The organism is Castellaniella sp., assembly GCF_047971665.1.
Classification (GTDB): Bacteria; Pseudomonadota; Gammaproteobacteria; order Burkholderiales; family Burkholderiaceae_B; genus Castellaniella.
This window is the reverse complement of sequence record NZ_JBKEAA010000030.1, coordinates 1-25,143: the sequence shown is the minus strand read 5'-3', so window position 1 is coordinate 25,143 and position 25,143 is coordinate 1. Positions and strand designations below refer to the sequence as shown.

General features: G+C 62.8%; 31 protein-coding genes, 1 tRNA gene and 1 pseudogene. 13 read left to right on the top strand and 20 right to left on the bottom strand.

Features of this window, described 5'->3' with window-relative positions; all coding sequences use genetic code 11:
* The first annotated feature begins 55 nt into the window (after window positions 1–55).
* Genes pheS through ACK5JE_RS11850 form a run of 4 tightly spaced genes read left to right on the top strand, consistent with a single transcriptional unit; the run spans window position 56 to window position 4,262 of the window.
* Complete coding sequence (pheS, locus tag ACK5JE_RS11865) at window positions 56–1,078, top strand: phenylalanine--tRNA ligase subunit alpha (protein ID WP_416801916.1); 1,023 nt, start codon at window positions 56–58, stop codon at window positions 1,076–1,078.
* Window positions 1,079–1,116: 38 nt separating this feature from the next.
* Entirely contained in the window at window positions 1,117–3,522 is a 2,406-nt protein-coding gene (pheT, locus tag ACK5JE_RS11860; protein WP_416801915.1) for a phenylalanine--tRNA ligase subunit beta, read from the top strand.
* 12 nt (window positions 3,523–3,534) lie between these two features.
* On the top strand, window positions 3,535–3,843 hold the full coding sequence (locus ACK5JE_RS11855; protein ID WP_416801914.1) for an integration host factor subunit alpha: 309 nt from the start codon (window positions 3,535–3,537) through the stop codon (window positions 3,841–3,843).
* Window positions 3,840–4,262: a MerR family transcriptional regulator gene (locus ACK5JE_RS11850; RefSeq protein WP_416801913.1), complete on the top strand. Its 423-nt coding sequence runs from the start codon at window positions 3,840–3,842 to the stop codon at window positions 4,260–4,262. The genes ACK5JE_RS11855 and ACK5JE_RS11850 overlap by 4 nt, the downstream gene beginning before the upstream one ends.
* A gap of 68 nt (window positions 4,263–4,330) precedes the next feature.
* Here the strand turns inward: ACK5JE_RS11850 and ACK5JE_RS11845 are convergent, their stop codons facing one another.
* Window positions 4,331–4,801, bottom strand: a complete 471-nt coding sequence (locus ACK5JE_RS11845; RefSeq protein WP_416801912.1) for a hypothetical protein — start codon at window positions 4,799–4,801, stop codon at window positions 4,331–4,333.
* Window positions 4,798–5,325, bottom strand: coding sequence for a sigma factor (locus ACK5JE_RS11840; protein WP_416801911.1), 528 nt, complete (start codon window positions 5,323–5,325; stop codon window positions 4,798–4,800). The genes ACK5JE_RS11845 and ACK5JE_RS11840 overlap by 4 nt, the downstream gene beginning before the upstream one ends.
* Window positions 5,326–5,457: 132 nt before the next feature.
* Between ACK5JE_RS11840 and ACK5JE_RS11835 the strand changes: the two genes are divergently transcribed.
* The 9 genes from ACK5JE_RS11835 (at window position 5,458) to ACK5JE_RS11795 (ending at window position 13,892) form a co-directional block, all read left to right on the top strand.
* Window positions 5,458–7,251, top strand: a complete 1,794-nt coding sequence (locus ACK5JE_RS11835; protein ID WP_416801910.1) for an ABCB family ABC transporter ATP-binding protein/permease — start codon at window positions 5,458–5,460, stop codon at window positions 7,249–7,251.
* Window positions 7,252–7,309: 58 nt separating this feature from the next.
* Window positions 7,310–7,822, top strand: coding sequence for an SUF system Fe-S cluster assembly regulator (locus ACK5JE_RS11830; RefSeq protein ID WP_416801909.1), 513 nt, complete (start codon window positions 7,310–7,312; stop codon window positions 7,820–7,822).
* Window positions 7,819–9,267 (top strand): Fe-S cluster assembly protein SufB, encoded by a 1,449-nt coding sequence (sufB, locus tag ACK5JE_RS11825; protein ID WP_416801908.1) that lies wholly within the window; start codon window positions 7,819–7,821, stop codon window positions 9,265–9,267. Before ACK5JE_RS11830 ends, sufB begins: the two co-directional genes overlap by 4 nt.
* Before the next feature lie 11 nt (window positions 9,268–9,278).
* Window positions 9,279–10,064: a Fe-S cluster assembly ATPase SufC gene (gene sufC, locus ACK5JE_RS11820; RefSeq protein ID WP_416801907.1), complete on the top strand. Its 786-nt coding sequence runs from the start codon at window positions 9,279–9,281 to the stop codon at window positions 10,062–10,064.
* Window positions 10,061–11,410 carry a Fe-S cluster assembly protein SufD gene (sufD, locus tag ACK5JE_RS11815; RefSeq protein ID WP_416801906.1) on the top strand — a complete coding sequence of 450 codons (1,350 nt, stop codon included), beginning with the start codon at window positions 10,061–10,063 and terminating at the stop codon, window positions 11,408–11,410. The genes sufC and sufD overlap by 4 nt, the downstream gene beginning before the upstream one ends.
* Complete coding sequence (locus ACK5JE_RS11810) at window positions 11,407–12,684, top strand: cysteine desulfurase (protein ID WP_416801905.1); 1,278 nt, start codon at window positions 11,407–11,409, stop codon at window positions 12,682–12,684. The genes sufD and ACK5JE_RS11810 overlap by 4 nt, the downstream gene beginning before the upstream one ends.
* A gap of 3 nt (window positions 12,685–12,687) precedes the next feature.
* Window positions 12,688–13,140 (top strand): Fe-S cluster assembly sulfur transfer protein SufU, encoded by a 453-nt coding sequence (gene sufU / locus ACK5JE_RS11805; protein ID WP_416801904.1) that lies wholly within the window; start codon window positions 12,688–12,690, stop codon window positions 13,138–13,140.
* Window positions 13,141–13,160: 20 nt separating this feature from the next.
* Window positions 13,161–13,721, top strand: coding sequence for a putative Fe-S cluster assembly protein SufT (sufT, locus tag ACK5JE_RS11800; protein ID WP_416801934.1), 561 nt, complete (start codon window positions 13,161–13,163; stop codon window positions 13,719–13,721).
* Between the two features lie 94 nt (window positions 13,722–13,815).
* Window positions 13,816–13,892 (top strand) — tRNA-Pro (locus ACK5JE_RS11795).
* A 90-nt stretch (window positions 13,893–13,982) separates the two neighbouring features.
* Here ACK5JE_RS11795 and ACK5JE_RS11790 read toward each other — a convergent pair.
* The 18 genes and pseudogenes from ACK5JE_RS11790 to ACK5JE_RS11705 all read right to left on the bottom strand — a co-directional run.
* Window positions 13,983–14,225 (bottom strand): hypothetical protein, encoded by a 243-nt coding sequence (locus tag ACK5JE_RS11790; protein WP_416801903.1) that lies wholly within the window; start codon window positions 14,223–14,225, stop codon window positions 13,983–13,985.
* 166 nt (window positions 14,226–14,391) lie between these two features.
* Window positions 14,392–14,667 carry a head-tail connector protein gene (locus ACK5JE_RS11785; protein ID WP_416801902.1) on the bottom strand — a complete coding sequence of 92 codons (276 nt, stop codon included), beginning with the start codon at window positions 14,665–14,667 and terminating at the stop codon, window positions 14,392–14,394.
* Window positions 14,664–14,975 carry a phage head closure protein gene (locus ACK5JE_RS11780; RefSeq protein WP_416801901.1) on the bottom strand — a complete coding sequence of 104 codons (312 nt, stop codon included), beginning with the start codon at window positions 14,973–14,975 and terminating at the stop codon, window positions 14,664–14,666. Before ACK5JE_RS11780 ends, ACK5JE_RS11785 begins: the two co-directional genes overlap by 4 nt.
* 212 nt (window positions 14,976–15,187) lie before the next feature.
* Entirely contained in the window at window positions 15,188–16,687 is a 1,500-nt protein-coding gene (locus ACK5JE_RS11775; protein ID WP_416801900.1) for a terminase large subunit, read from the bottom strand.
* Window positions 16,684–17,145 carry a TerS protein gene (locus tag ACK5JE_RS11770; protein WP_416801899.1) on the bottom strand — a complete coding sequence of 154 codons (462 nt, stop codon included), beginning with the start codon at window positions 17,143–17,145 and terminating at the stop codon, window positions 16,684–16,686. The genes ACK5JE_RS11775 and ACK5JE_RS11770 overlap by 4 nt, the downstream gene beginning before the upstream one ends.
* Before the next feature lie 8 nt (window positions 17,146–17,153).
* The gene (locus ACK5JE_RS11765) at window positions 17,154–17,582 is read right to left on the bottom strand and encodes an HNH endonuclease (protein WP_416801898.1); all 429 of its coding nucleotides are present in this window, start codon (window positions 17,580–17,582) and stop codon (window positions 17,154–17,156) included.
* On the bottom strand, window positions 17,579–18,769 hold the full coding sequence (locus ACK5JE_RS11760; protein WP_416801897.1) for a phage portal protein: 1,191 nt from the start codon (window positions 18,767–18,769) through the stop codon (window positions 17,579–17,581). Before ACK5JE_RS11760 ends, ACK5JE_RS11765 begins: the two co-directional genes overlap by 4 nt.
* Window positions 18,766–19,314, bottom strand: coding sequence for an HK97 family phage prohead protease (locus ACK5JE_RS11755; RefSeq protein WP_416801896.1), 549 nt, complete (start codon window positions 19,312–19,314; stop codon window positions 18,766–18,768). The genes ACK5JE_RS11760 and ACK5JE_RS11755 overlap by 4 nt, the downstream gene beginning before the upstream one ends.
* Window positions 19,314–20,537 carry a phage major capsid protein gene (locus ACK5JE_RS11750; RefSeq protein WP_416801895.1) on the bottom strand — a complete coding sequence of 408 codons (1,224 nt, stop codon included), beginning with the start codon at window positions 20,535–20,537 and terminating at the stop codon, window positions 19,314–19,316. The genes ACK5JE_RS11755 and ACK5JE_RS11750 overlap by 1 nt, the downstream gene beginning before the upstream one ends.
* Before the next feature lie 287 nt (window positions 20,538–20,824).
* Complete coding sequence (locus ACK5JE_RS11745) at window positions 20,825–21,337, bottom strand: hypothetical protein (RefSeq protein ID WP_416801894.1); 513 nt, start codon at window positions 21,335–21,337, stop codon at window positions 20,825–20,827.
* Window positions 21,324–21,521 (bottom strand): Lar family restriction alleviation protein, encoded by a 198-nt coding sequence (locus tag ACK5JE_RS11740; protein WP_416801933.1) that lies wholly within the window; start codon window positions 21,519–21,521, stop codon window positions 21,324–21,326. Before ACK5JE_RS11740 ends, ACK5JE_RS11745 begins: the two co-directional genes overlap by 14 nt.
* An 11-nt stretch (window positions 21,522–21,532) precedes the next feature.
* Window positions 21,533–21,751: a hypothetical protein gene (locus tag ACK5JE_RS11735; RefSeq protein ID WP_416801893.1), complete on the bottom strand. Its 219-nt coding sequence runs from the start codon at window positions 21,749–21,751 to the stop codon at window positions 21,533–21,535.
* Complete coding sequence (locus ACK5JE_RS11730) at window positions 21,748–21,954, bottom strand: hypothetical protein (protein ID WP_416801892.1); 207 nt, start codon at window positions 21,952–21,954, stop codon at window positions 21,748–21,750. The genes ACK5JE_RS11735 and ACK5JE_RS11730 overlap by 4 nt, the downstream gene beginning before the upstream one ends.
* Window positions 21,947–22,258: a hypothetical protein gene (locus tag ACK5JE_RS11725; protein ID WP_416801891.1), complete on the bottom strand. Its 312-nt coding sequence runs from the start codon at window positions 22,256–22,258 to the stop codon at window positions 21,947–21,949. Before ACK5JE_RS11725 ends, ACK5JE_RS11730 begins: the two co-directional genes overlap by 8 nt.
* Complete coding sequence (locus ACK5JE_RS11720) at window positions 22,251–22,514, bottom strand: hypothetical protein (RefSeq protein ID WP_416801890.1); 264 nt, start codon at window positions 22,512–22,514, stop codon at window positions 22,251–22,253. The genes ACK5JE_RS11725 and ACK5JE_RS11720 overlap by 8 nt, the downstream gene beginning before the upstream one ends.
* Before the next feature lie 10 nt (window positions 22,515–22,524).
* Complete coding sequence (locus ACK5JE_RS11715; protein WP_416801889.1) at window positions 22,525–22,737, bottom strand: helix-turn-helix transcriptional regulator; 213 nt, start codon at window positions 22,735–22,737, stop codon at window positions 22,525–22,527.
* A gap of 510 nt (window positions 22,738–23,247) precedes the next feature.
* Window positions 23,248–24,666 (bottom strand): tyrosine-type recombinase/integrase, encoded by a 1,419-nt coding sequence (locus ACK5JE_RS11710; protein ID WP_416801888.1) that lies wholly within the window; start codon window positions 24,664–24,666, stop codon window positions 23,248–23,250.
* A 269-nt stretch (window positions 24,667–24,935) separates the two neighbouring features.
* A pseudogene (locus ACK5JE_RS11705) lies at window positions 24,936–25,143 on the bottom strand (GntR family transcriptional regulator); the annotation flags it as partial.

Here is a 25,143-nt window from a genome sequence, read left to right as displayed (position 1 = left end):
CTGTATCATCGCAAACGGAGCTCGATCGGGCTCCGTTTGTGTTTTGGAATGCACCATGGACTCATCGCTCGACGAACTGATCGCCCAGGCCCGTGACCGCTTTGCCCAAGCTGGGGATACGGCCACGCTGGAAAACGAAAAAGCAGCCTTCCTGGGCAAGCAAGGGTCGCTGACGGCCCTGCTCAAGGGGCTCGCGGCTTTGCAGGGCGAGGAAAAACGCGCGCGAGGCGCGCAGATCAACCAGGCCAAGCAGCAGGTCGAGACGCTGCTGAATGCGCGGCGCGCCGAGCTGGCCCAGGCCGTGCTGGATCAGCGCCTGGCGGCCGAGACCATCGACGTCACGCTGCCGGGACGAGGGCGTGGCGTGGGGGGCATTCATCCGGTCATCCGCACCTGGCAGCGTGTCGAACAGATCTTTCGCTCCATCGGTTTCGATGTGGCCGACGGCCCCGAGATCGAGAACGACTGGACCAATTTCACGGCATTGAACAATCCGGAAAATCATCCGGCACGTTCCATGCAGGACACGTTTTACGTGGACATGAAAGACGAGGGCGGGTTGCCGCTGGTGCTGCGCACCCATACCAGCCCCATGCAGGTGCGTTACGCGCGCATGCACAAGCCGCCCATCAAGGTCATTGCCCCCGGGCGCACTTATCGCGTCGACAGCGACGCCACCCATTCGCCCATGTTCCATCAGGTCGAGGGCCTGTGGATCGCCGAGGACATCTCGTTTGCCGACCTCAAGGGCGTCTATACCAATTTTCTGCGGGCCTTTTTCGAGACCGATGAACTGACCCTGCGTTTCCGGCCCTCGTTCTTCCCGTTCACCGAGCCTTCGGCCGAGATCGACATGATGTTCACCTCCGGGCCCAATCAGGGCCGCTGGCTGGAAATCTCCGGTTCGGGACAGGTCCATCCCCAGGTCGTGCGCAATTTCGGGTTGGACCCGGAACGCTATATTGGCTTTGCCTTCGGCTCCGGGCTGGAGCGCCTGACCATGCTGCGCTACGGCGTGGACGATCTGCGCCAGTTCTTCGAAGGCGATCTGCGCTTCCTGCGCCAGTTCAACGACTAGGGCCTGTTCACCCTGATCAGCGACACGGAATCCGAATCATGCAATTTCCTGAATCATGGCTGCGCGCCTGGGCCGATCCTGATATCGACAGTCAGACGCTGGCCCATCGGCTGACCATGGCCGGCCTCGAGGTCGAGGACGCCGATCCCTATGCACCGCCGTTTTCCGGCGTGGTGGTCGCGCGCATCGAATCGGCCGAGCCGCATCCCAATGCCGACAAGCTGCGCGTCTGCCAGGTCAATGATGGCTCGGGTGCGCTGCTGCAGATCGTTTGTGGCGCGCCCAATGCCGCAGCCGGACTGGTGGTGCCCCTGGCGCGCGTCGGCGCCGAATTGCCGGGCGGTATGCGCATCGGCCCCGTCAAGATGCGAGGCGTCGAGTCGCACGGCATGTTGTGCTCGGCCCGCGAACTGGGTCTGTCCCAGGATCATGCCGGCCTGCTCGAACTGTCCGCTGGCCTGCGGCCGGGGCAGGATCTGCGCCAGGCCCTGGATCTGAACGACACGATCTATACCCTCAAACTGACCCCCAACCGGGCGGACTGCCTGTCCATCCTGGGCGTGGCGCGCGAGGTCTCGGCGCTGACCGGGTGCGCGCTGCGGACCGTGGACGTCTCCCAGGTCGAGGTCACTCTCGACGACCGCCTGCCCGTGACGGTGCAGGCGCCCGACCTGTGCGGCCGCTTCGCTGGCCGGATCGTGCGCGGCGTGAATGCGCGCGCGGCCACGCCGGACTGGATCAAGTCGCGTCTGGAACGCGCCGGGCAGCGGCCCGTGTCGGCGCTGGTGGACATCTCCAATTACGTCATGCTGGAACTGGGTCGTCCCACCCATGTTTTCGACCTCGCACGAATCCAGGGCGGCCTCACGGTGCGCTGGGCGCGTGCGGGCGAACGGCTGGAACTGCTCAATGACCAGACGGTCGATCTGGCCGCCGACGTCGGCGTCATCGAGGCCGGCGGCGCGCTGGAAAGCATGGCCGGCATCATGGGCGGGCTGGCCTCGGCCGTGACGCTGGACACGACCGATGTCTACCTCGAAGCCGCCTTCTGGTGGCCGGAGGCCATCATGGGCCGTCCACGCCGCTACAAGCTCAATTCCGAAGCCGGTCACCGCTTCGAACGCGGCGTGGATTTCGCCACCATTCCGGAACATCTGGAACGCATGACGGCCCTGATCCTGTCGATCTGCGGCGGCCAAGCCGGTCCGCTGGACGATCAGATCGTCAATCTGCCTGCGCGCGAACCGGTGCGCATGCGTCTGACGCGTTGCGCCCGCGTGCTGGGCATTCCACTCGAAGGTCAGGACGTCGAGGCGGTCTTCACCCGCCTGGGGTTCGTGTTCGAACGCCGCGACGATGATTTCATCGTCACGCCACCGGCTGCGCGTTTCGACCTGACGATCGAGGAAGACCTCATCGAGGAGGTCGCCCGTATCTACGGATTCGACCGCATCCCCGATCACCCTCCGGTGGCGCCGGCCGTGATGCGCGCGATGCCCGAGACCCATGCCGGCCCGCATGCGCTGCGCGCCGTGCTGGCGGCGCGGGACTACCAGGAGGTCATCAATTTCTCTTTCGTCGAGGGGGCCTGGGAGCGGGACTACAACGGCAATGCCGATCCCATCCGCCTGCTCAACCCCATCGCCAGTCAATTGGCGGTGATGCGTTCCAGCCTGATCGGCGGCTTGCTGGCCAATATCGCCCACAATGCCAAGCGCCGTCAGACGCGCGTGCGGATCTTCGAACTGGGCCGTGTGTTCGCCAAGGACGGCGCCGCCAAGGACGACGGCCTGACCGTGGCCGGCGTGGCGCAGCCCACCTATCTGGCGGCGGCTGCCTGGGGGCCCGCCCTGGCCGAGCAATGGGGCGAGCCGGTGCGCTCCGTGGATTTCTTTGACGTCAAACGCGATCTCGAGGCCCTGATCGGCGCGCGCGCGGCGGATCTGCGCTGCGAGGCGGCCGCCCATCCCGCGCTGCATCCGGGGCGCAGCGCCCGCCTGCTGCTGGACGGGCAGGCGATCGGCTGGCTGGGCGAGGTTCATCCGCGCTGGGCCCAGGCCCTGGATCTGCCGCATGCGCCGGTCGTCTTTGAACTCGATGCCGAAGCCGTATCCGAACGTATCTTCCCCCATCCGCAAGAGCAGTCCAGGCAGCCCGTGGTGGTGCGGGATCTGGCGATCTGGGTGGATGCGGATGTGCCCTGGCAGTCGCTGCTTGATACACTGCAACAGCGGATCGCGGCCGATGATGCCCTCTCCGTGGTCAAAGACATTAAACTATTCGACATATGGCGCGAGGCCGAGGCTGCCCGGCAACGCAGCTTGGCGTTGCGGCTCTGGTTCCAGGGCCGCGACACGACACTGGAAGACCGTCAGGTCGAGCAATGCGTGCAAAGCCTGCTCGATGCCCTGACCGAGACACATGGCGCGCGTTTGCGCTCATAGGAGAAATCGCTGGTGAATACGGATCGGACGCTCACCAAAGCCCATCTGGCCGAACTGCTGTTCGAGCGTGTGGGCCTGAACAAACGCGAAGCCAAGGATGTCGTGGATACGTTCTTCTCCGAAGTCCGCGACGCCCTGGTCCAGGGGACCGAGGTCAAGCTGTCGGGATTCGGCAGTTTTCAGGTGCGCAACAAACCGCCGCGGCCGGGCCGCAATCCCAAGACCGGCGAGGTCATTCCGATCGCCGCGCGCCGGGTGGTCACCTTTCATGCCAGTCAGAAACTCAAGGACGGCGTGGATATCGACGGAGATGCCGCATGACGTCCGTCACGCCCGCCACTGCGCTGCCGCCCATTCCCGCCAAGCGTTATTTCACCATCGGCGAGGTCTCCGACCTGTGCGGGGTCAAGCCGCACATCCTGCGCTATTGGGAACAGGAATTCGCTCAGCTCAAACCGGTCAAACGACGGGGCAACCGGCGCTACTATCAGCACCATGAGGTCCTGCTGGTGCGCCGCATCCGCGATCTGCTCTACGAGCAGGGGTTCACCATCGCCGGCGCGCGCAACCGGCTGGGCGACAGCGGCGATACCCCGCACGACCAGGACGCCGCTGTGCGCCTGAGCGGCACCGAGCTGCAAACGCTGCGCGCCGAGCTGCAAGCCGCGCGGGATCGTCTGGCGCAGGCTCTGGACAGCAACCGCCAGACGCATCAGACCGCAGGATTGCTGGATCTCTGATCTCTCGCGAGACCCTCATGCAAAACGCCGGCTTCCGCCGGCGTTTTGCATGAGGCCGCAGTCATCTCTCAACGGTTTTCCAGTTCGACCGGATGCTGCACGACAGTGCCGACGGGCGCGGGTTGCAGGCTGGCCCACAGCACCAGCGCCGCCAGACCCAGCGCGATGGCGAGACCCAGCGCCAGCGCGACACGGCCGCGCCGCAGCCGGGGGCCGCGCCGCGGGCGGCGTGGGGGGCTGTCTCTCAGGACGGAGCGCTGCGCAACGGCGCCCGGCCGGGTTTCGCCCATGACGGAGGCGGCCTCCATGTCCATGCCCAGGCTCTGGCAGATGCGGCTCAGCACGGCATCGGGCACCGGTTCGGGGGGCAGGGCATCGACGATTCCCAGAAAGTAGGCTTCCCATTTGAGGGCCCGGGCGGCCGCCGCGTTGTCGCAGGCCAGCCGCGACTGGATGTCCGCCACGCGCTCGGGCGTGTGCAGGCCCAGCACGTAGCGGGCGATCTCGGCGTCGGAGTAGGCGGCGGGTCTGGTGCTCATGCGCGGACCGCCTCTCCGATGTGGGCCAGCGCGGCGTCCAGAGAAGCCTCGATGTCGGGCTCGGTGCGATCCAGCCGTGAGGCAATGCGGGCCGGATCTCCGCCGCGCAGATAGGCCTGAAGCAAGGCGTCGAGCTGTGGGCCGGGCAGGGCGGCCAGCGCGCCCGCCACTGTCCCGGCGTGCGCATCGGCCGGCAGATCGAGTCGGGGCAGGGGTGTGTGTTCGGCGGGGTGACGGCCCTCGGCGCCCATCTGCCGCGCGTGGGCCGAGACGCGATAGCGCAGGATGCTGTAGATCCAGGCGCGTGCCGTGCCGATGGCGGGGCTGTAGCCAGCCGCGTTGCGCCAGATCAGGACGAAAGTCTCGTGCAGTGCGGCATCGGCCGCGTCCGGATCGTCCAGCATGGCCAGGGCCAGGGCGCGCATGGCCGGAGACTCATGGCGGTACAGCGCCAGAAAGGCTGTGCGGTCGCCTGCTGCGCAGGCGCTCAGCTCGGTCTCGAAATCGAAAACTGAAACAGTCATACAATCTTTCCCGTTCGCCGGGTCTCGGACGCGTCATTCAAGCGGCGCGTCCTTCAGGCATGACATTATTGTATGCGCACCTGTCGGCGCATATTCCGCCCGTGCCCGCGCGCCTGATTTCAGGATATTTCCATGCGTCCTTCTCATACCGGTCCGGCCTCCGAGCGGCGCGATGACTGGCTGACCCTCAAGACCCTGTGGCCCTACGTCTGGGTTTTCCGGGGACGGGTGATCCTGGCCTTTGCCTGTCTGGTGGCGGCCAAGGTCGCCAATGTCATCACGCCGGTCTGGCTCAAGCAGATCGTCGATGCCCTGGGCGTGGCGCCCTCGCTGCTGGCCGTGCCGCTGGCAGCGCTGCTGGGGTACGGGCTGGCGCGGCTGTCGACCTCGGTGTTCGGCGAGCTGCGCGATGCCTTGTTCGCGCGCGTGACCCAGGGGGCCATTCAGAGGGTGGCCAGCCAGGTCTTTCGCCATCTGCTGGCGCTGTCGCTGCGCTTTCACATGGGCCGGCGCACCGGCGGCCTGACACGCGATATCGAACGCGGCACCAAGGGCATCGGGTTCCTGCTCAATTTCATGGTCTTCAATATCGCGCCCACGCTGCTGGAGATCGCCATGGTCACGGGCGTGCTGCTGTGGCGCTACGACTGGATTTTCGCGGCGCTGACCCTGGGCACCATCCTGGCCTATGTGCTCTTCACGCTGAAGGTCACGGAACGCCGCATGGTCTATCGCCGCACAATGAATACGCTGGACAGCCAGGCCAACGGCCGGGCGGTCGATGCGTTGCTGAACTACGAGACGGTCAAATATTTCGGCAATGAGCAGTACGAAAGCCGCCGGTACGATGCCGACATGAGCCAGTGGGTCGATTCGGCCGTGCGCAATCAGGTGTCGCTCAATCTGCTGAACATGGGCCAGGGTGTCATCATCACCCTGGGCATGACGGCGTTGCTGTGGCAGTCGGCCAGCGGCGTGGTGCAGGGACGCATGACCGTGGGCGATGTGGTGCTGGTCTCGGCCTATCTGACCCAGTTGTACGCGCCCCTGAATTTTCTCGGTTTCGTCTACCGCGAGATCAAGCACGCGCTGGCCGACATGGAGCGCATGTTCGACTTGCTGGGCAATCGTCAAGAGGTGGCCGACCGCTCGGACGCCGTGGCATTGCAGGCGGCTCGGGCCTGTCTGAGTTTCGAGGCCGTGGATTTTGCCTATCAGCCGGACCGGCCCATTCTGCATCAAGTCGGTTTCCACGTCCCGGCCGGTGGTTCGCTGGCCGTTGTCGGGGCCTCGGGAGCGGGTAAATCGACGCTGTCGCGCCTGCTGTTTCGCTTTTACGATCCCACCGGAGGCTGTGTGCGGGTCAATGGCCGTGATATCCGGGACTACACCCAGGACAGTCTGCGCGCGCATATCGGCATCGTGCCCCAGGACACGGTGCTGTTCAACGACACGAATGGCTACAACATTGCCTATGGCCGCCCGGACGCCACGCCGGACGATGTCCAGCAGGCGGCCCGTGCCGCGCACATCCATGATTTCGTCATGTCGCTGCCGCAAGGCTACGATACCCAGGTCGGTGAGCGCGGGTTAAAATTGTCCGGTGGCGAGAAACAGCGTGTGGCGATTGCCCGCGCGCTGCTCAAATCGCCGCCGATCCTGGTCTTCGATGAGGCGACCAGCGCCCTGGATACCCGGACCGAACGCGCCATCCAGGCGCAACTGGAGCGGATCGCCCAGGGGCGCACGACGCTCATCATCGCGCATCGCCTGTCGACGATCGTCCATGCCGATCACATTCTGGTCATGGAGTCGGGCCGTGTGGTCGAGCAGGGCACGCATGCGGCGCTGCTGGCGCTGGACGGGCGCTATGCCCGCATGTGGGATCTGCAGCAATCCGAGCCCGAATCGGGCATTAGGGTTTGACCTATATCGTACCAAAGAGGTACTATTTCATCTTCAACGTCCGACCCTGGAACTTCCGATGCTGCGGATCAGCAAGATCGTCGATTACGGAATCCTCGTGCTCACGCACATGGCCTCCCGTCCGACGCACGTCTGCAGCGCGGCCGAGCTGGCGGGCGACCTGGGCCTGGGCCAGCCCGTCGTCAGCAAGGTCCTCAAATTGCTCGCCCAGCATGGCTTGGTCGCCAGCACCCGGGGCGCTCACGGCGGCTACCGGCTGGAGCGCGAGGCCAACCAGATCAACATCGCCGAGATCATCGATGCGCTCGAAGAGCAGCCTTTCGGGCTGACGGAGTGCACGGCGCTGCCGGGCGCCTGTAACGTCGAAGGCGCCTGTCACATCCGTTCCCACTGGCAGCGCATCAACCGCATCGTGCGCCGCACGCTCGAATCCGTCACCGTGGCCGACATGCTTGACGGGGAGGATACCCGCGTGTCCGCCGCGCCTGTTTCTTCCGCGCGGGTGCCCGCCCCCTCGGCCGGCGCGCACCGGGCGGTCCCGAATATCACGAACTGGAGTCTGTCCAAATGAGCACTGTCAACGACAAGCTCGATACTTTTCTCGATCGCGACTACGAGGCCGGCTTCGTTACGCAGATCGAGTCCGAGACCTTCCCCAAGGGGCTCGATGAAAATGTGATCCGTCGCCTCTCGGCCATCAAGGGCGAGCCCGAGTTCATGCTTGAATGGCGCCTGAAGGCCTATCGCGCCTGGCTCGAGATGCGCCTGCCCAAATGGGCCAAGGTGCATTATCCGGATCCCGATTTCCAGGATATCAGCTATTACTCGGCGCCCAAGTCCAAAAAGGACGGCCCCAAGAGTCTCGACGAGGTCGATCCCGAGTTGCTGCGCACCTACGAAAAACTCGGCGTGCCGCTGCACGAGCGCGCCAGACTGGCCGGCGTGGCGGTGGATGCCGTGTTCGACTCGGTTTCCGTGGCCACGACCTTTCGCAAGCAGCTGGCTGACGTCGGCATCATCTTCTGTTCGTTCTCCGAGGCTGTGCGCTCGCACCCGGATCTGGTGCAGAAATACATGGGCACGGTCGTGCCGCCCAGCGACAATTTCTACGCGGCGCTGAATTCCGCCGTGTTTTCCGATGGTTCGTTCGTCTATATCCCCAAGGGCGTGAAATGCCCGATGGAGCTGTCGACCTATTTCCGCATCAACAGCGCCGACACCGGCCAGTTCGAGCGCACGTTGATCATCGCCGACGAGGGGGCCAGTGTCAGCTACCTCGAAGGCTGTACGGCACCCATGCGCGACGAGAACCAGCTGCACGCCGCCGTGGTGGAGCTCGTCGCCCTGGATGATGCCAAGATCAAATACTCCACGGTGCAGAACTGGTATCCCGGCGACGAGAACGGAGTCGGCGGCATCTACAACTTTGTCACCAAGCGCGGGGACTGTCGCGGGCCACGCTCGCGGATCTCCTGGACGCAGGTGGAGACCGGCTCGGCCATCACCTGGAAGTACCCCAGCGTCATTCTGCGCGGCGACGAGTCCACCGGTGAATTCTATTCCGTGGCGCTGTCGAACCATCGTCAGCAGGCCGATACCGGCACCAAGATGATCCACATGGGGCGCAATACGCGCAGCACCATCATCTCCAAGGGTATCTCCGCCGGCCACGGCAGCAATACTTTCCGCAGCCTGGTGCGCATGACGCCCAAGGCCGAGAACGCGCGCAACTACACGCAGTGCGATTCGTTGCTGATCGGCAGCAAGTGCGCCGCGCACACGTTCCCCACCATGGAAGTCCAGCATCCCAGCGCCAATGTCGAGCACGAAGCCACCGCCTCGCGCATCGCCGAGGACCAGCTGTTCTACGCCATGCAGCGCGGCCTGTCGGCCGAGGATGCGGTATCGATGATCGTCAATGGCTTCTGCAAGGAAGTCTTCAAGGAATTGCCCATGGAGTTCGCCGTCGAAGCACAGAATCTGCTCGGCGTGAGCCTGGAAGGCAGCGTAGGTTAAGGAGCCCTCTCATGCTGAAAATCGACAATCTGCACGCCTCGATCGAGGACAAGGAAATCCTCAAGGGCCTGAGCCTGGATATCAAGCCGGGCGAGGTTCACGCCATCATGGGGCCCAACGGGGCCGGCAAGAGCACACTTTCCCAGGTGCTGACCGGCCGCGAGGCCTACAACGTCACCGCCGGCACCATCGAATTCGAGGGCCGCGACCTGCTGGAACTGAGCGTCGAAGAGCGCGCCCGCGCCGGGATTTTCCTGGCCTTCCAGTATCCGATCGAGATTCCGGGCGTGTCCAACGCCTATTTCATGCGCGCCTCGGTCAATGCCATGCGGCGCGAGCGCGGGCTGCCCGAACTGGATGCCATGGACTTCGTCAAGAAGGCCAAGGCCGAGATGAAACTCGTGGGCATGCGCGATGAATTCCTGTACCGCTCGGTCAACGAGGGCTTTTCCGGCGGCGAGAAAAAACGCAACGAAGTCCTGCAGATGGCGCTGCTGGAACCCAAGCTGGCGATCCTGGACGAAACCGATTCGGGGCTTGACATCGATGCGCTGAAAACGGTCGCCGATGGTGTCAACCGGCTGCGCTCGCCCGAGCGCTCCATGATCGTCATCACGCACTATCAGCGCCTGCTGGATTACATCGTGCCCGATTATGTGCACGTGCTGGCCCAGGGCCGGATCGTGCGCTCGGGCGGCCGCGAGCTGGCGCTCGAGCTCGAAGAAAAAGGCTATGGCTGGATTGAGGCCGCGCCCGCCGCCCGTGTCAAACCCACCGCCCCGGGAGCCACGGCATGAATGCGCCGGAATTGTCCGCTCACGGAAACCGTCCCGTGAATCCAGGGCTGCAAGCCTGGGCCGAGGTGTTCAGCCGGCGCGCCGGCAACCTGCCTGGCGCCGGCGTGCCCTGGCTGGCCGATGTCCGCCGCCAGGCCCTGGACCGGTTCATGAGCGAAGGCTGGCCCACCCCTCGGATCGAGGCTTGGCGCCACACGTCTCTGGCGCCATTGGCTGCGGCCACATTTGACGATGACGGGGTGCAGTCCGTGGCCGAACAAGTGGCCGCGCTCAAGGCCGCCGAACCGGGCCATTGGCTGGTTTTCGTCGATGGCGCTTTCGAGCCCGCCTTGTCCGAGGTCGGCGCGTTGCCGGACGGCGCCACGGTCCTGCCTTTGTCGCAGGCCTGGTCCGGCCACGCCGAGGCCCTCCGCGCCGCCTATGGCGAGGCCGCCGACGGCCACAGCACCAGCGCCTTGAATCTGGCGCTGGCCGGCGATGGCGCCTGGGTCCGGCTGGGCCGCGGCGTGGCCGTCGAACAGCCCATTCACCTGGTCTGTGCGGCCGCTTCGCCGCGCGCGGCGCATTTTCTGCGTCACCTGGTCCAGGCCGAGGCCGGCTCCCAGGCGACAGTGGTCGAACACTATGTCGGCGTTCCAGGCGCGGCCAATTTCCGCCATGCCGCGACCCGTCTGCGGCTGGACCAGGACGCGCGCATCACGCACCTCAAGCTGCAACAGGAGTCCGAACAGGCCTGGCACCTGGGCGAGATCGATGCCACCCAGGGGCGGGGCTCGACCTTCGTGTCGCATTCGGTCTCTCTGGGTGCCAGACTCGCGCGCCACGACATCACCACGCATTTTGCCGATGAGCGCTGCGAGACGCTGTTGAATGGTCTGTACTACGTCGATCAGCGCCGCCACGTCGATCACCACACTCTGATCGATCATGACCGGCCGCGCTGCGTCAGCCACGAATCCTATCGCGGCATCATGGCCGATGCCTCGCACGGCGTGTTCAGCGGCCGCATCCTGGTGGCTCCCGGCGCCGATGGCACTGATGCGGTTCAGCGCAACGACAGCCTGCTGCTGTCACGTCTGGCCAAGTCCGATGCCCGTCCCGAATTGGAGATCTACGCCGACGATGTGAAATGCGCGCATGGCGCCACGGTCGGCCAGATCGACGCCGACAGCCTGTTCTATCTGCGTTCGCGCGGCCTGGAAGAATCCCATGCGCGGGATATCCTGATTTATGCCTTTGCCGCCGCCAGCGTCTCTCGCATCGGGTCCGATCCGCTGCGGCGTCGGGTGGAACGCGCCGTGCGCGCGCTGCTGCCGGGCGGCGCCGCCCTGGAGGAAGCCGCATGAACGCTCCGCTGACCATGGACCAGAGCAGCCAGCTGGCTGCCGACCCCGCCGAGGCTGGTCCTCTCGCATCGCCCTGGGCGGCCGATTTTCCGATCCTGGCGCGTCCGGTGCGCAATCGTCGCCTGGCCTACCTGGACAACGGCGCCACCACACAGAAGCCGCGCGCCGTGATCCAGGCGCTGGATACGTTCTACGAACAGTCCAATGCCAATATTCATCGCGGCGTGCACTGGCTGTCCCAGCATGCCACCGACCTGTACGAGCAGGCCCGCGAGCGGGTGCGCCTGTTGCTGAATGCGCCGGATAGTCAGCATGTCGTCTTTACGGGCGGCACCACTGCATCGATCAATCTTGTCGCCCAGACCTGGGGCCAGTCGCTGCGCGCTGGCGACGAGATTCTGGTGACGGGAATGGAGCACCATTCCAATATCGTGCCCTGGCAGTTGCTGTGCGCGCGCACCGGCGCCGTGCTGCGCCACGCGCGCATCACCGACACCGGCGAACTGGATCTGGACGATTTCCGCGCTCAATTGAATCCGCGCACGCGCCTGGTGGGCCTGGCCCATGTCTCGAATGCGCTGGGCACGGTCAATCCCGTCGCCGACCTGACGCGTCTGGCGCACGAGGCCGGCGCCCAGGTGCTGATCGACGGAGCGCAGGCCGTGGCCCATGCAGCTGTGGACATGCAGGCCCTGGATTGCGATTTTTATGCTTTTTCCGGCCACAAGCTCTATGGGCCGACCGGGATCGGCGCGCTCTACGTGCGGGGATCGATCCTGGCTGATCTGCCGCCCTGGCAGGGCGGCGGCGATATGATCCGCACCGTCAGTTTCGAGGGCAGCACCTGGGCATCGGGTCCGCAGCGGCTCGAGGCGGGAACGCCGAACATCGCCGGATCGATCGCCATGGGCGCCGCCATCGACTATGTCCTGGCCATCGGATTGGATCGCATCGCCGCGCACGAGGCCGCGCTGCTGGCCGAGGCCACTGAGCGCATGCGGGAACTGCCCGGCGTGCGCCTGATCGGCACGGCGGCTCACAAGGCGGGCATCCTGTCGTTCCTGGTGGACGGCATCCATCCCCACGATCTGGGCACGATCCTGGATACCGAAGGCGTGGCCATCCGCGCCGGTCACCACTGCGCCATGCCTCTGATGACCCGTTTCGGCATTCCGGGCACGGCGCGCGCGTCGTTTGCGCTGTACAACGACGGGCGCGACATCGATGCGCTGGTCGCGGGTGTGCGAAAGGCGCAGAAACTGTTTGGGGTATAGCCGATGAGGGATAACGATGACGGCCTGCGCGACCTCTATCAGGAGGTGATCTTCGATCACAACCGCAAGCCGCGCAATTTTCATGCGATGGACGATGCGTCGCACCGCGCCGACGGGCACAACCCGCTTTGTGGCGATCAGTTGACTGTCTACGCCCGCGTCAGCGACGGCATTGTCCAGGAGGTCAGTTTCATCGGCCACGGCTGCGCCATTTCCACGGCGTCCGCATCGCTGATGACCGAGGCGGTGCGTGGCCAGCCGGTCGAGCAGGTCGAGACGCTGTTTCGCCACATCCACGCCATGCTGACCGAGGCGCATCCGGATTGCGATCTGGGCAAGCTCGAGGTGCTGTCGGGGGTGCGCGAGTTCCCGTCCCGGGTGAAATGCGCCACGCTGGCGTGGCATACCCTGCATAACGCCATCACCCGGGCGAGCGATACGGCCGTGACCGAATAACGTGAGAAATCAAAGGTAACATCATGAGCTTCAATCGTCAGGAAGTGATCGTCAACCGAGATTGCCCGGCGGTCACCGTCCCCTATGGCTCGCCCGTCACCATCGAGGCCGGCTGCGAGGCTGTCATCACCCAGCAGCTGGGCGGCACCTACACCGTCATGGTCGAGGGCAATCTCTATCGCATCGAAGGCAAGGACGGCGACGCGCTGGGTTTCGAGCCGATCGAGGAGGTCCGGCACGTCCACCAGGGCCCCGCCACGGCGGAGTCCGTCGAGGAGGCCGCCTGGGCCATGCTGTCGACCTGCTATGACCCGGAAATCCCCGTCGATATCGTCAATCTGGGACTGGTGTACGAATGCAATGTCCTGCCGGCCAGCACGGCGGATCGTTTCCGCATCGAGATCAAGATGACCTTGACGGCGGCGGGTTGCGGCATGGGCACCATGATCGCCGACGAGGCGCGCAACAAGCTGCTCAACATCGAGGGCGTGGACGAGGCCACGGTCGATCTGGTGTGGGATCCTCCCTGGAGCCGCGAAATGATCAGTGAACCCGCGCGGTTGCAGCTCGGGTTGCTGTAAGTTCGGGCTCGGGAATTTTTTCGGCGTGGGTCCTGTGTCCTGAGCAGGGCGGGGCAAGCGACGTAAAATTTTCTATGCTAGAATTTCGGTCTTTCGGGGCGTAGCGCAGCCTGGTAGCGCACTTGCATGGGGTGCAAGGGGTCGCGAGTTCGAATCCCGCCGTCCCGACCATTTATTTAGCAGTAAAAACAAGGGCTTACAGCATAATCGTTGTAAGCCCTTGTGCTTTCTTGTCGGGGGGGCCGATTTTTACCCCACTTTTTACCCCACCGGATTCTCATCCAACCGTTCGCCCGACCTCAATACACCAAGCTCGTTTGCCAAGTCCTCAATATCGACATGGGTTGCAATGATGGTGTTCAGGTTTGCGTCTCGCAGATAGAACCCGCCAAGTTCGTGGCTTGGCCAGCCGCTGGCTAGGATTCGGGAACGATGAAGTTGTTGCAAGTCGTGCGACAGCTTGCGATTGATGCGCTTGAGTAGCGCGTTTTCGGTAATGCTCATGATGGTGCTCCAAAACTAGGGATTGGGGCGCCTTGCCATTGGCGCTAGGCTTGTGTGCCACGCCTTGCCTCGACCAGAATAGTGTTCTGACTACCTCGACTCACTTACGCAGGCTGGCGAGCTGCTCAGTGTTGGGTAGATTTGTGTCCAGCATAGCACGGACGGATCAAACCCCCATCACCCGGTACGGTGCCAGCAGGCGCTCATAGGTCTCATTGGCGAAGTACTGGCTATCGGCCTGGCGCTCCCGGTTGGCGTACAAGTCGCCCACCTGCAACAGGATGGCCGCGTCAATCGGAGCCGGTACCGGGTCAGGCATGGCCTCCAGGTTCAGATAGTCCAGGGCGGCTGTCGTGGCCGCATCAATCATGCGCTGGATCAATTCGTCTTCGTCGTCGCCATCCACGCGCAGATGGTCTTTGGCTTGTTGCAGTGTCGTCATGTCGTCCTCGTAACGATCAGGTCAATGTAAACGCGGCTGGCGGGTAACACGGCCTCGATGTCGTAGCCTTCGCCTCCGATGCGGGCAATCATTGCCGCGTCGATTCCAGGCGTTCGCCGGATGCGCACCGATGCCTTGACCTCGGACGCCACGACGCTGGATTTCACAGTCTCGATGCCCGACAGGAACTTGACGTTGCCCCACACCATTCGCACCAGCTCCCAGGTGTCGATAGGCTGGCCCACCTCATCCTGGCCTTGCACCCGCTTCCAGATGCCGATGCGTTGATCTAGCTGTCCTGCTTGCATGTCGTGTCCATCCGCGTTTCAAAAGGGGGTGGTCAAAGTGACCCCACCTCACTTTGCTGTAGGTGGCGGCCACCGGCCCCTGAACGGATACCGCGCCGCCTGACGGGGTTTTGCTGAAACGTGGCACTCGCCGTCCAATCCACGTCCACCACATCCGGCGAACCGGCCCCGGTGGCAGGGGTACCTGAACAAGCGGGCCGAAGCCCACCCACTCAAACAAAGAAAATCTCATCGGGCACCACCGCTACCTGTTCGGCGCGGGCCGCTGCGCCCATCGCCATGGCCAGCGCCTGAATGCCGTCAATGCGTCCCGTGGGCCGCGATTTGTCCAGCTTGCGGTTGTTCGACGGGTCGCGCGTCACCGTGGCGTTCGCCGCGCACATGGTCAGCACCGGGTGATTGCCGTGGGCCAGCTCACCGTTCAGCAGCGCCGCCTCCAGCGCGTCCAGGGCCGGGGACATGTCGCGGAAGCCTTGGCCCCACTCCACCAGCGGCAGATCCAGCCCCAGGCGTTCCAGCTCCCGCTTGAGCACGTCGATACGCCAGCGGTCAAAGGCCACGGCCGCAATGTCCACATCGCCCAGGATCTCGGCCATCTCATTGGCCACCTGCTCGTAATTGATCGCGGAACCCTCACAGACGCGCAGCAGCCCTTGCTGTGCCCAGGCGGTATAAGGTGCCCGGTCGCGGCGTTCTCGATCCTGTAGGCCCGCTTGTGGTGTCCAGAAGTAGGGCTGCACCTGCCAGACGCCGTCCACTTGGCCGACCAGAACCAGGGCCGTCAGGTCGGTGCGGGCCGACAGGTCCAAGCCGGCGTAGACGACGGTATCCGCAAAACTCAGGACACCCCCACCGCACGACTTCCATACATCCGGCGAAACGAAGGGACTATCCAGGCTCACGCGCTGATTGAGGATCAGGTTTCTGAACGTGTTTGCCACCGATGGCATCCGCTCGGCTTGCTTGGCCTGTTCGCGCAGATCGTCCAGCGACCGGAACAGGCCCAGGGCCGGGTTCGCGGCCTTCCAGGCGTCTTCATCCATCAGGGCGCAATCATCAGGGGCTGCATACAGGCGCGAGACGATGCGCGGATCATCGGATCGTTCGGCATCATCCAGCCACAGGGAAAACAGGTCGGCATCACTGGCGGCTTGCGTCGATATGGCCAGCAAGAGCGGGGCTTCATGCGCTCCCTGGCTGGTCACGATGGCGTCGATGAAGTCAGACTGCGGCCCGCGCACCTGGCCGATTTCATCCAGGATCGCCAGCACAGGCGAAAGACCGTGGGCCGTCTTGCCATCGGCGGCGAGCGCCCGGTACTCGACGTTCAGGGGCAGGCCGATCAGGCGTTTGCCGCTGGGGATGATCTTCACCAGTTCGGAGAGCGTCGGGGACTGTTGCACCATCTTGCTGGCCAGCGCGAACACTAAACTTGCCTGATCCCGCGACGTGGCACCGGAGACGATCTGACTGTTCTGCTTGGCCTCGGGGCCGACCAGGTGCGCCAGCAGTAGGCCAGCCACCAGGCCGGACTTGCCGTTCTTTCGGGCAATGCTCAGGTACCCGCGTCGGGTGCCGTGCTCGTTGTCATACACGGCGCGGATGAACTCTTTCTGGAAGTCGGCAAGCACCATCGGCTGGCCCACCAGCGCACCTTCCGGCACCCGGCAGTACCGCTCGATGAAGGCAATGACGGCTTCGGCTCGGGTCATTTTGCAATCCGTAGACGCGGGATCAGCTCATCATCGGCTTGTTGCCGTGCCTGGCGCTCCAGGGTTGCAGCATCGCGGGTATCGGTAGACCGGCCCACCGTGGCAATGGCGTGAACTTGCAGCAGGCGGGTGAGCGCCGCCGACCGCTTGATCAGGGTTTCTTGCATTTGCGCTGCCGGATTGATCTTGCCGTCGATCACATAGCCTTCAGCGTCCACCTGGCCTTGCAGTGCCTCGATGTCAGCCTGAGCACGCGCCAGTTGCGCCGCCGTCACCAGATCCACATCAGTCCAGTTGTCGCGGGCCTTACTCGTGATGATGCGCTCCCAGAAGGGCCGATCACCGGGGCGCAAGGAAACGCACGCGGGCGGGTCAATGGGCGGCAGTGCGGCGTTCTGAGCGGCCTGTACAGCGGCTTTGGCGGTATCCGTTCGAGCACGTTTTTCAGTCGTTTTCATGGTCGGATTCAGCAGTCAGCGTTAAAAGAAGGGGAAGCGGCCGGTCTAGTCCCACCGGTTGCTCGTGATTTCTGGCGCTCGATGGCTTGCTGGCTTGCCAGAACGGCGTCAGACGGGCGATACCAGGGGTGCGAAGGGTCCAGCGGCATCCCGTTCAGATCGCAGCCCAGATAGACCTTCTTGCCGTGGTCGCGGGCGGTCTTCAGGGAATGGCATTCGTGGCACAGGCTTTGAAGGTTGCCCATGCTGTTGTCGCTCGGATTGCCTGAGATATGGTCAACGTCTGTTGCCACCGTGGTAATGCCCCTGGCCGCACAGTGACGGCACAGCGGTTCACGATCCAGCACACTGGCCCGGAGTTTCCGCCACGCCTGACTATTCAGGGGAATCGTGCGCCGTGGGTCAGCATCGCGGCCTGACTGGTTGGCCTTGGTCATTGTCCAGCCTCCTTGCTCGGGTATGGCTTGGTCGGGGCCGTGGGGGCCGTGCCTGCCGTGGGTTGATCGTCGATCCCATCCACGGGCGGCAGGTTCTCCAGCTCCCTGGCTTCAGAGCGCCTGAGCCACCCAGCGGAAATGCCCGAAGCGTAGAACGAAGCGCGGGCGGTACTGTCGCCACGCAGCAGCCCCTCCACGGAATGCTCAGCAAAGTAGATCCGGCGTCCTGCTTCGGTCAGGCATTTAGCCTCGATGCCTTGCTCCCACATGGTCAGCCAGCGGCGCAGTGTCAGGGTGACGAATTGCCGGTTCAGTTCCACGCTGTTGGAATAGTTCGCGGACTCCATCGCGCCCACGATGACGGGCGGCACGCGAAACAGTCGGCAGACCTCGTACACGTTGAACTTGCGGGCCTCGATCCATTCGGCATCTTCCAGGCTCATGGCCATGGGCTTGTAGGTCAGGCCAGCTTCCAGCACGGCGGTCCGTCCAGAATTGGACGCACCTCCATACTGTGCCGACCAGGAATCCTTGAGCGCCGTCTTCTGCTCGGGTTTCAGGACTTGCGCAGTCTCCAGCACGCCCGACAGGCGGGCACCGTTCCTGAACGTCGATACACCATGGTCCTGTTCGCTTTGAGCCAATTCGACGACGCCACGCGCCACGCTGATCGGAGAAATCCCCAGCACACCATCAGGGCCGATCCGATGACGCAGGTGCAAGACCTCATGATCCAGCAGGCGGCGCACCACGCCCCGGTCGGTGTACTCGTAGGCGAGTCGGTCATTGCTCAAGCGCAGCACCGAAACATCGTTGATCGGCCAAAGTTCGCGCACCTGGCCATCACTGCCCCGCACGATGCGTGCAAAGGCGTTGCCGGTCAGCAGCACCGATGCGGTCATCAGTTCCCTGAACTCCATCGCGGTCTGCTCGGGGTTCGGCGTGTCGTGGATCACCTTGTACAGAGGATGAGCGCGGGCCTTTTCGCGGGTGCCGTCGGTATCGCGGAACAGGTGCAACGGCAAGGTGCTGACGGTCTCGCTGATCGCCGCCACGCAAGCGTAGACAGCGGCCACACCTTGCGCGGTCGTGCTGTTGATCGGGCCGCTGGGGACCAGCGCCCGCATATTGTCCCAGGACGGATCAGGCGCGGCGCGGGTCTCGGAGCGTTTGAAGGGCCAGATCATCGGCAGGTCTCCAGCCAGCGCCGCCCGATGATGATCGGGTCGCGGATGGCGGCAAAGAAGTTCTGTTCGTCCAGGCTGCGCAGCGCCACCGTGGTATCGGTATAGGCCGGGTCGCTGGTCAGCGTGATTTCGCGCAGATCCACCCGCAGCAGTTCACGCAGGAACGTGCCAGATCGCTGTTCCCAGCGGTCGCCACCGTCAGGCACCGTGAACCCGAAGGAACATCCGGCCACGTCGCCGCGCTGGATCAGGACGGCAAGATCGCGGCCATGAGTGGTATCAGGTAAAGCCAGCTCGAATTGAAGGCCATGATCGTCCTCACGCAGTTGCAGGGTGCCCGACTTGGTGGACCCCAGTAAGGCATCACCTTGATGGTGGTAAAGCGCCCGGATCGCCTGGCCAGACGCCAGAGAATCCGCGAAGGCACCGGGCAGAACGATTTCATCGAAACCGCCCAGGTGCGCCGCAGCACCGAATACAGCGGCATAGCCCCGGACACGTCCAGGGCCAGCCAGCGCCAGATCACCGCTTGACCGGATTTCCATCACAGCGCCACGTCATCGGCCAGAACAAAGGCGTTCGGCTCACGGCACACCATGTCCATCGTGGCCATGATGCGCAGTTGAATATCGCCCTTCTCGTAGTACCCGGCGGCATACGGATTGGCGAGGATCTCGGCGCTGCCCCACTGGCCGACGATCAGTTGAGAGAAGTCGCCAGCGAGAACCCGGCCCGTTGCGGGGGTGCCGGTCTTGGCGTCCAGTTGGTTGGTGACGTAAGTGCTGATCCCGGCCACCTTGCCATCCTGCATCAGGTATCCGGGCAGGCCGGTTTCCTTGAGCGTCGTTTGCAGCTTGCTGGCGGCCTTCGGATGCGTGAGGATCGCGTTGGCCGTCACGTTCTTGAGGGCCAGCTTTTCCAGCAGCGCCACGATGGCGTCCCAGTCCAGGGTTGCAAGGCTGCCCGTCTGGATGCCCGACACATTCAGGATGCCCACCGGCTCGTCGTTGAGCGCGTCGCCGTGGATCATCGCCTTGTCAATGGCCAGCCCCACGACTTGTACGAAGTCGTCGCGGATCAGTTGCTCGATGCTGGGGTTGGCCTGTTGCAGCAGTTGCCGCGAAATGCTCGACAGCGCCCCGACGTGGCGCGGTTGCAGCTTGATCGTGGAGAAGGTCGGCGCGGATTCGGTCAGGGACTCGCCCTCGGAGACCCAGTAGGCGGTCGTGGAACCCGTTTGCTTCGGGATCACGGTATCGCCACGCAGGCCGGTCAGGACACGCGCCCCCAGGCTGCGCATCACCATCGCGTTACGCAACAGGCCCACAAACTGGTCGGGCCGGAAATCGTCGGAGGCGATGCTGGCCTGGCTGGTCGTGGTTTGCGTTGCGCGTTGCTCAAACACGCTGGTAGGCACCAGGACGCCGCCACGGCGAGCCATCACACCCTGGCGGGCCTGTTCGGCATTGAACTCGGCCAGCGCACCGGTCGTCGCTCGGTTCTCGACTTGAGCCATGATGGCCTCGGTCAGCGTCACCCGGCTTTCCAGATCCGCCATGCCGCGATCCACCGGCTCACCCGCGGCGCGGCGCTCCATGTCGTCAACAAACTGTTGGCGGGCCTCTTGCTGCTCCAGGCTTTGGATCTCGCCCTTCAAGGCGTCGAACCGGGCTTGCTGTTCAGTAGAGAGGATCTTGTTGCCGTCCAGCAGGGCGCGGGCCTCTTGGACTTTGGCGGCGCGGGATTCGCGGATTTCGTGGAGTTTCATGTGTCTGGTTCCTATAGGAAATTACTGTACAGATAACCAGTAAATAACATGTTGATGCGCAAAGAAAAAGCCCCGTTTCGAGGCTTGGATTTCAGCGGACTAACTGAACACGAAATATTTTTGCCGCCGTGGTTTTCCAGCCACTCAAAGGGGCCGCCCACAGTTCTCAGACAGAAATGAGGCCCCAGGTTGAGGCCCCATAGATGGCATAGATCTAAACCATGTACGATTTCCGTACCGATAGGAAAAACTGCGATTACCTATGGGCATCGGTACGGTTTTCGTACTCATAGGGCGATTTCCTCACGCTCCATCGGTACGGTTTTCGTACCACCAGAGAAATCCAATCGGTACGGTTTTCGTACCACAGGATTTAATTTCTCCCGTCCGACATTGGGATCAATTCGTGCCTTGTCCACCGTCATGAAGTTCAGGTACGGCCACGCCTTCGGGTCTATGTCCATCGTGCGGTCGTAGTTGATCTTCCACCAGGTGAACCCCACCCATCCGGCGGTCTGCGGGGGCTTACCTTTTCGAGTCTGGATACAGAAGGACGTTTCCAGCAGCGCGTTTTTGGCTTTTGACAGCGTTTCCTTGGACTTCCATCCTCGGCGCTGCATGGCGGTCCAGGATGGCGTCAGGCGACCGTTGTTGCCACCCGTGTACTGTTCGCACAGATCCAGCATCAGCGCCTTTGCAGCGTCACCCAGGCCGATGTATTCGGGGCTGCGCAAAATGTCCAGGGGAACCGCCGCGAACGGGTAGGGCATACCTCCTTTCTGGTAATCATGTTTCGCCATCCTGCCTCCGATTCCAGGCAGTTGCGGCCTGATCGGGATCGGGAAATGCCCAGGTGGTGCCGCCACAATGGAAATCCTGGCACTGAACACGCCACCAGTTGCCATTGGTGCCGGGCATTGGGGCGAGCTTGGCCGCGCCCCCGCAATGGGGGCAGGCCAGCAATCCCGACTGCAAGCCGTTCATGCTGGCCGCTTTCACGGTCGGGCCTCCCGCAGCAGGCTGTATCGCTTGACGCGAACCGTCTTGCCGAATCGCGTAGGTACGTCCTCAAAGGCCGCATACAGGACGTGGCCATCAGCCCGCAGTTGCGCGACAGTGGTATTCAGGCAGGTGTCGCCCAGCCTCGATGCCTCGAAGCGATTCAGGGACCGCAGCCGCAGCTCCTGCAGGATCATTTCCTTCTTGGTCGTCATTGCAGGCTCCCCTTGGTCGCCTTGATGGTGGCGGCCAGCATGTCCTCATCAATGCCGTTGCTGACGAGGAACCCCGCGCAGGCCAGCGCCACAGCCAGCGCGATTTCCAGCGGGTTGCAGCCCGATCGTTCCGCGAAGTCGTCCATCGTGGGGACGATTTCATTGGCCACAAAGGCTGTGATAGCGTTGTCGATCTTATTCATCTTCACCCCCTTTCATCGCCGCCTTGGTCTTCGCCTCCATTTGCTCGGCCACGGCGGACAAGTAATTGATGTGATCCTGGCTCAGATAGCGGATGATTTCCGTCAGTTTCCTGGCCTTGTGTGTATCCCCGGTTCCGGCAAAATTACCGACCAGTTCGCTGAGAAGGTCCAGCCACTCGAACATATCGGCGGCCTGCTTCAGGTGGCCTGCCACATCCTCTGGGCCATCACCCAGAACATGCGTCACCACGTCGTCCAGCTCATACGGCGTGAGGTCACGCGGAGAAAATGTGTTCTTAGCCATGATTCACCCCCGCGATATGTTCCGCTAGCGACCGCTCGAACGCGTCCTTGAACACGATCCAGCGGTCCGCCGCCGTGGTCACATCCAGGCCCGCCAGATGGCACCAGAACCGATGATCCAGCCAGTCCACCAGCGACATGCCGGTATTGCCGGACAGCCACAAGGTCATGGAATGCCGCGCCTCTTGAGCGGTCAGGGGGAAGTCGGCGAGACAATGGGGCACTTTCGTGGCCTCGATCAAATCTTTCTCGTTCATGATCGCCCCCTTACGCGTTTTGGGCGGACTGGATGCGTTCGGCAATCCAAGTGTCGATTTGGTCAGACGGCCATGCGACGGTACGCGCTCCCATCTTGATGGGCGGGGGGAATTCGCCCTTGCCGATCATGTCGTAGACTTTGGACCGGCCATAGCCGATGCGAGCCATGACGGCGGGCAGGCGGAGAAGGGTGATTTGTTGATTTTGTTGCTGGGGTTGCATGTGGATTGCTCCATACAAAAATGCAACACCCGTCGAGGTGGCGCTTCGGTAGGCAGGTCTAGCTATCAGCTAAACTATTTGTTGACTGGTTATCGTGATAACGCCTACCATAGCGTTACGCGCGTAACGCGCGTTACCCTTCGGGGTGTAGCTGCTCTGCTACAAAACTCGCTGGGGGAAGGGTTGCCGCCCTTTTCCCAGCACCTACCGCCACACCAAAACAACTATGGATTCATACAGTGTCGCGGCTGGTCTAATTATCGCGGACAAGTTCAAAGAAGTGCAATATCTCGAATCGCGCTAGGGTTTTCGCCCATGCAACGGATTTTCAGTCCGTCACTCTCGGGACGTAATCTCCTTCCATATCAATCCGTTACAGTCCATCGGCGTCTCATATTGTCCAATAGAAACCACCGCTTTCGGTGATTTTGATATCGTTTAGGTGATAGTACTGACTTGATAATTTAGTCGCTCATTCAGAAAAAAGTTACACCTAGTTTCCATTTTCTTTTATTGCGCCGTCGCTCGAATCTCGATTATCTCAGCGCCCCCGGCCAAGATCGCTTCCAGTCTGTTGCCCAGCTTGCGCCATGCCTCGGTCTTTTCGGCCTCATAGTCGTGGCGTAGGTATACACGGCGCACCTTGCCCGCCAGCAGGTGATTCTGGCACCGATCAATCACATCCAGCGATACGCCAAGCCCCTGCATCATGCTGGCCCCCGTGCGCCTCAGATCGTGGGGTGTCCATTCGTCATTGGCACCACCGGCCAGCACCAGGGAATTATCGAAGGCGCGGCCCTTCAATGGCTTGCTGCGGTTTTTGAATCGCACCTGTCGATCACCGCACTGTTTCGAGACGGATTTCAGGCACACATGGGTTTCTTCACTCTTGCGGTTTTTCGCCGGAAAGCACCACGCTGATTCGCCTGTAAGTTCTTTCAATGCCTGAAACTGGCGCTTGCTGAAATCGTTCAGGAAAACGAAGTGTTCCTGCTTTTTCCCTCGATGGCCTTTCACGTTCTCACGCGGGATAAACCAGACGCCAGCATCCAGGTCCACATGCTCCCAGCGGGCCATCAGCAGTTCACCGATGCGGCAGATTGTCCCCAGGCACAGCCACAGGGCTATGCGGGTTCGCGGATCCACAGGCCGGGTTGCACTGCGCTTGTTGGTCGCAGCCGCGTAGTCAGTATCCATGCGCTCGTAAATGTCTCTCAGTTCGCGGATCTCGGCAGGTGACAGGATGCGGTCGCGTTCTTCCTCGTAGTCGGCGGGCAGGAGCTTGCCCACGTCCACCAGATCGCAGGGGTTGCCGTCGATCAGCAGGCCACGCCACGGCTGGCGCTTTTCGCCCCAGGCCAGCATCTGATTGACATCGTTGTAGGCAATGACGGCCTGACGTGTGACGCCACGCTTGAGCATCCGGCGCAGCATGGTCAGGATGTCTTTATCACTCAGTTCGCGCAGCGGTTTTTTGCCGATGACGGGCAGCACGTCCTTGCTGAACAGGCGCTTGAGTTCGGCGTTTCCATCCTGCCGTGCCACGCCATCCGCGATCCAGGTATCAAACAGGTCTTTGACAGTCTGGTTCTCGATGCGTTCCTGCTCGGCCTGCCGGATGGTTTCCTCGATGGCTTGCTGCTTCTGGATGCGTTCGGCCTTTTTGGCGGCGTTCGGGTCAATCCCATCGGCCACCAACACGCGTATGCGGTCGCGCTCGGCACGGATGTCAGCAAGGGACTTTTTGGGCCAAGTGCCTAAAGAATAATCCCGCTTTATCCCGTTCAGCTTGGCGTCATAGCGGAACCATACCGTTATGCCCCTGGCTCCCGCACGCACGCGGCCCACGATACCGCCTTCTTCACGCAGAATTTTGCCATCGTCAGCGGCGCTCAGGGCTTCCAGTTCCTTGACGGTAATCTTGCTCATGGCACCCTCATTTCCATTTTTACCCCACTTTTACCCCACCGGATTTGCTGGCTGTTGGCGGACAGTAAAGGATGAATATGGACGCTATGATAGCCGTAAAGCCGCATGAATACTAGGTTTTAATTGTTCCGCAGTGGTTTTTTATCGTCCGTTGGAATCCAGTATTTAAGCGCATGGGGTGCAAGGGGTAGCGAGTTCGAATCCCGCCGTCCCGACCAGCATTATCGAGGGCCTGCAGAGTTTTCTCTGCGGGCCCTTGTTCTTGGGGCTCAGTGGCCGGATGCCGCCCGGGGGGCGTAGCGCTGGCTCACGATGTAGTTGTATGAGGTCTTGATATCCTCTTGCAACGCTTGGCGCGCGGCTGCGATGTCTTTTGATTCGAGGGCATTGATCAGGGCCTCGTGGTAGACGACAGCCACCTTTTTCTGGGTTCTGACGGACCCCGAACGCAAGTCGTAGTTCAGGATCGGGCCGATC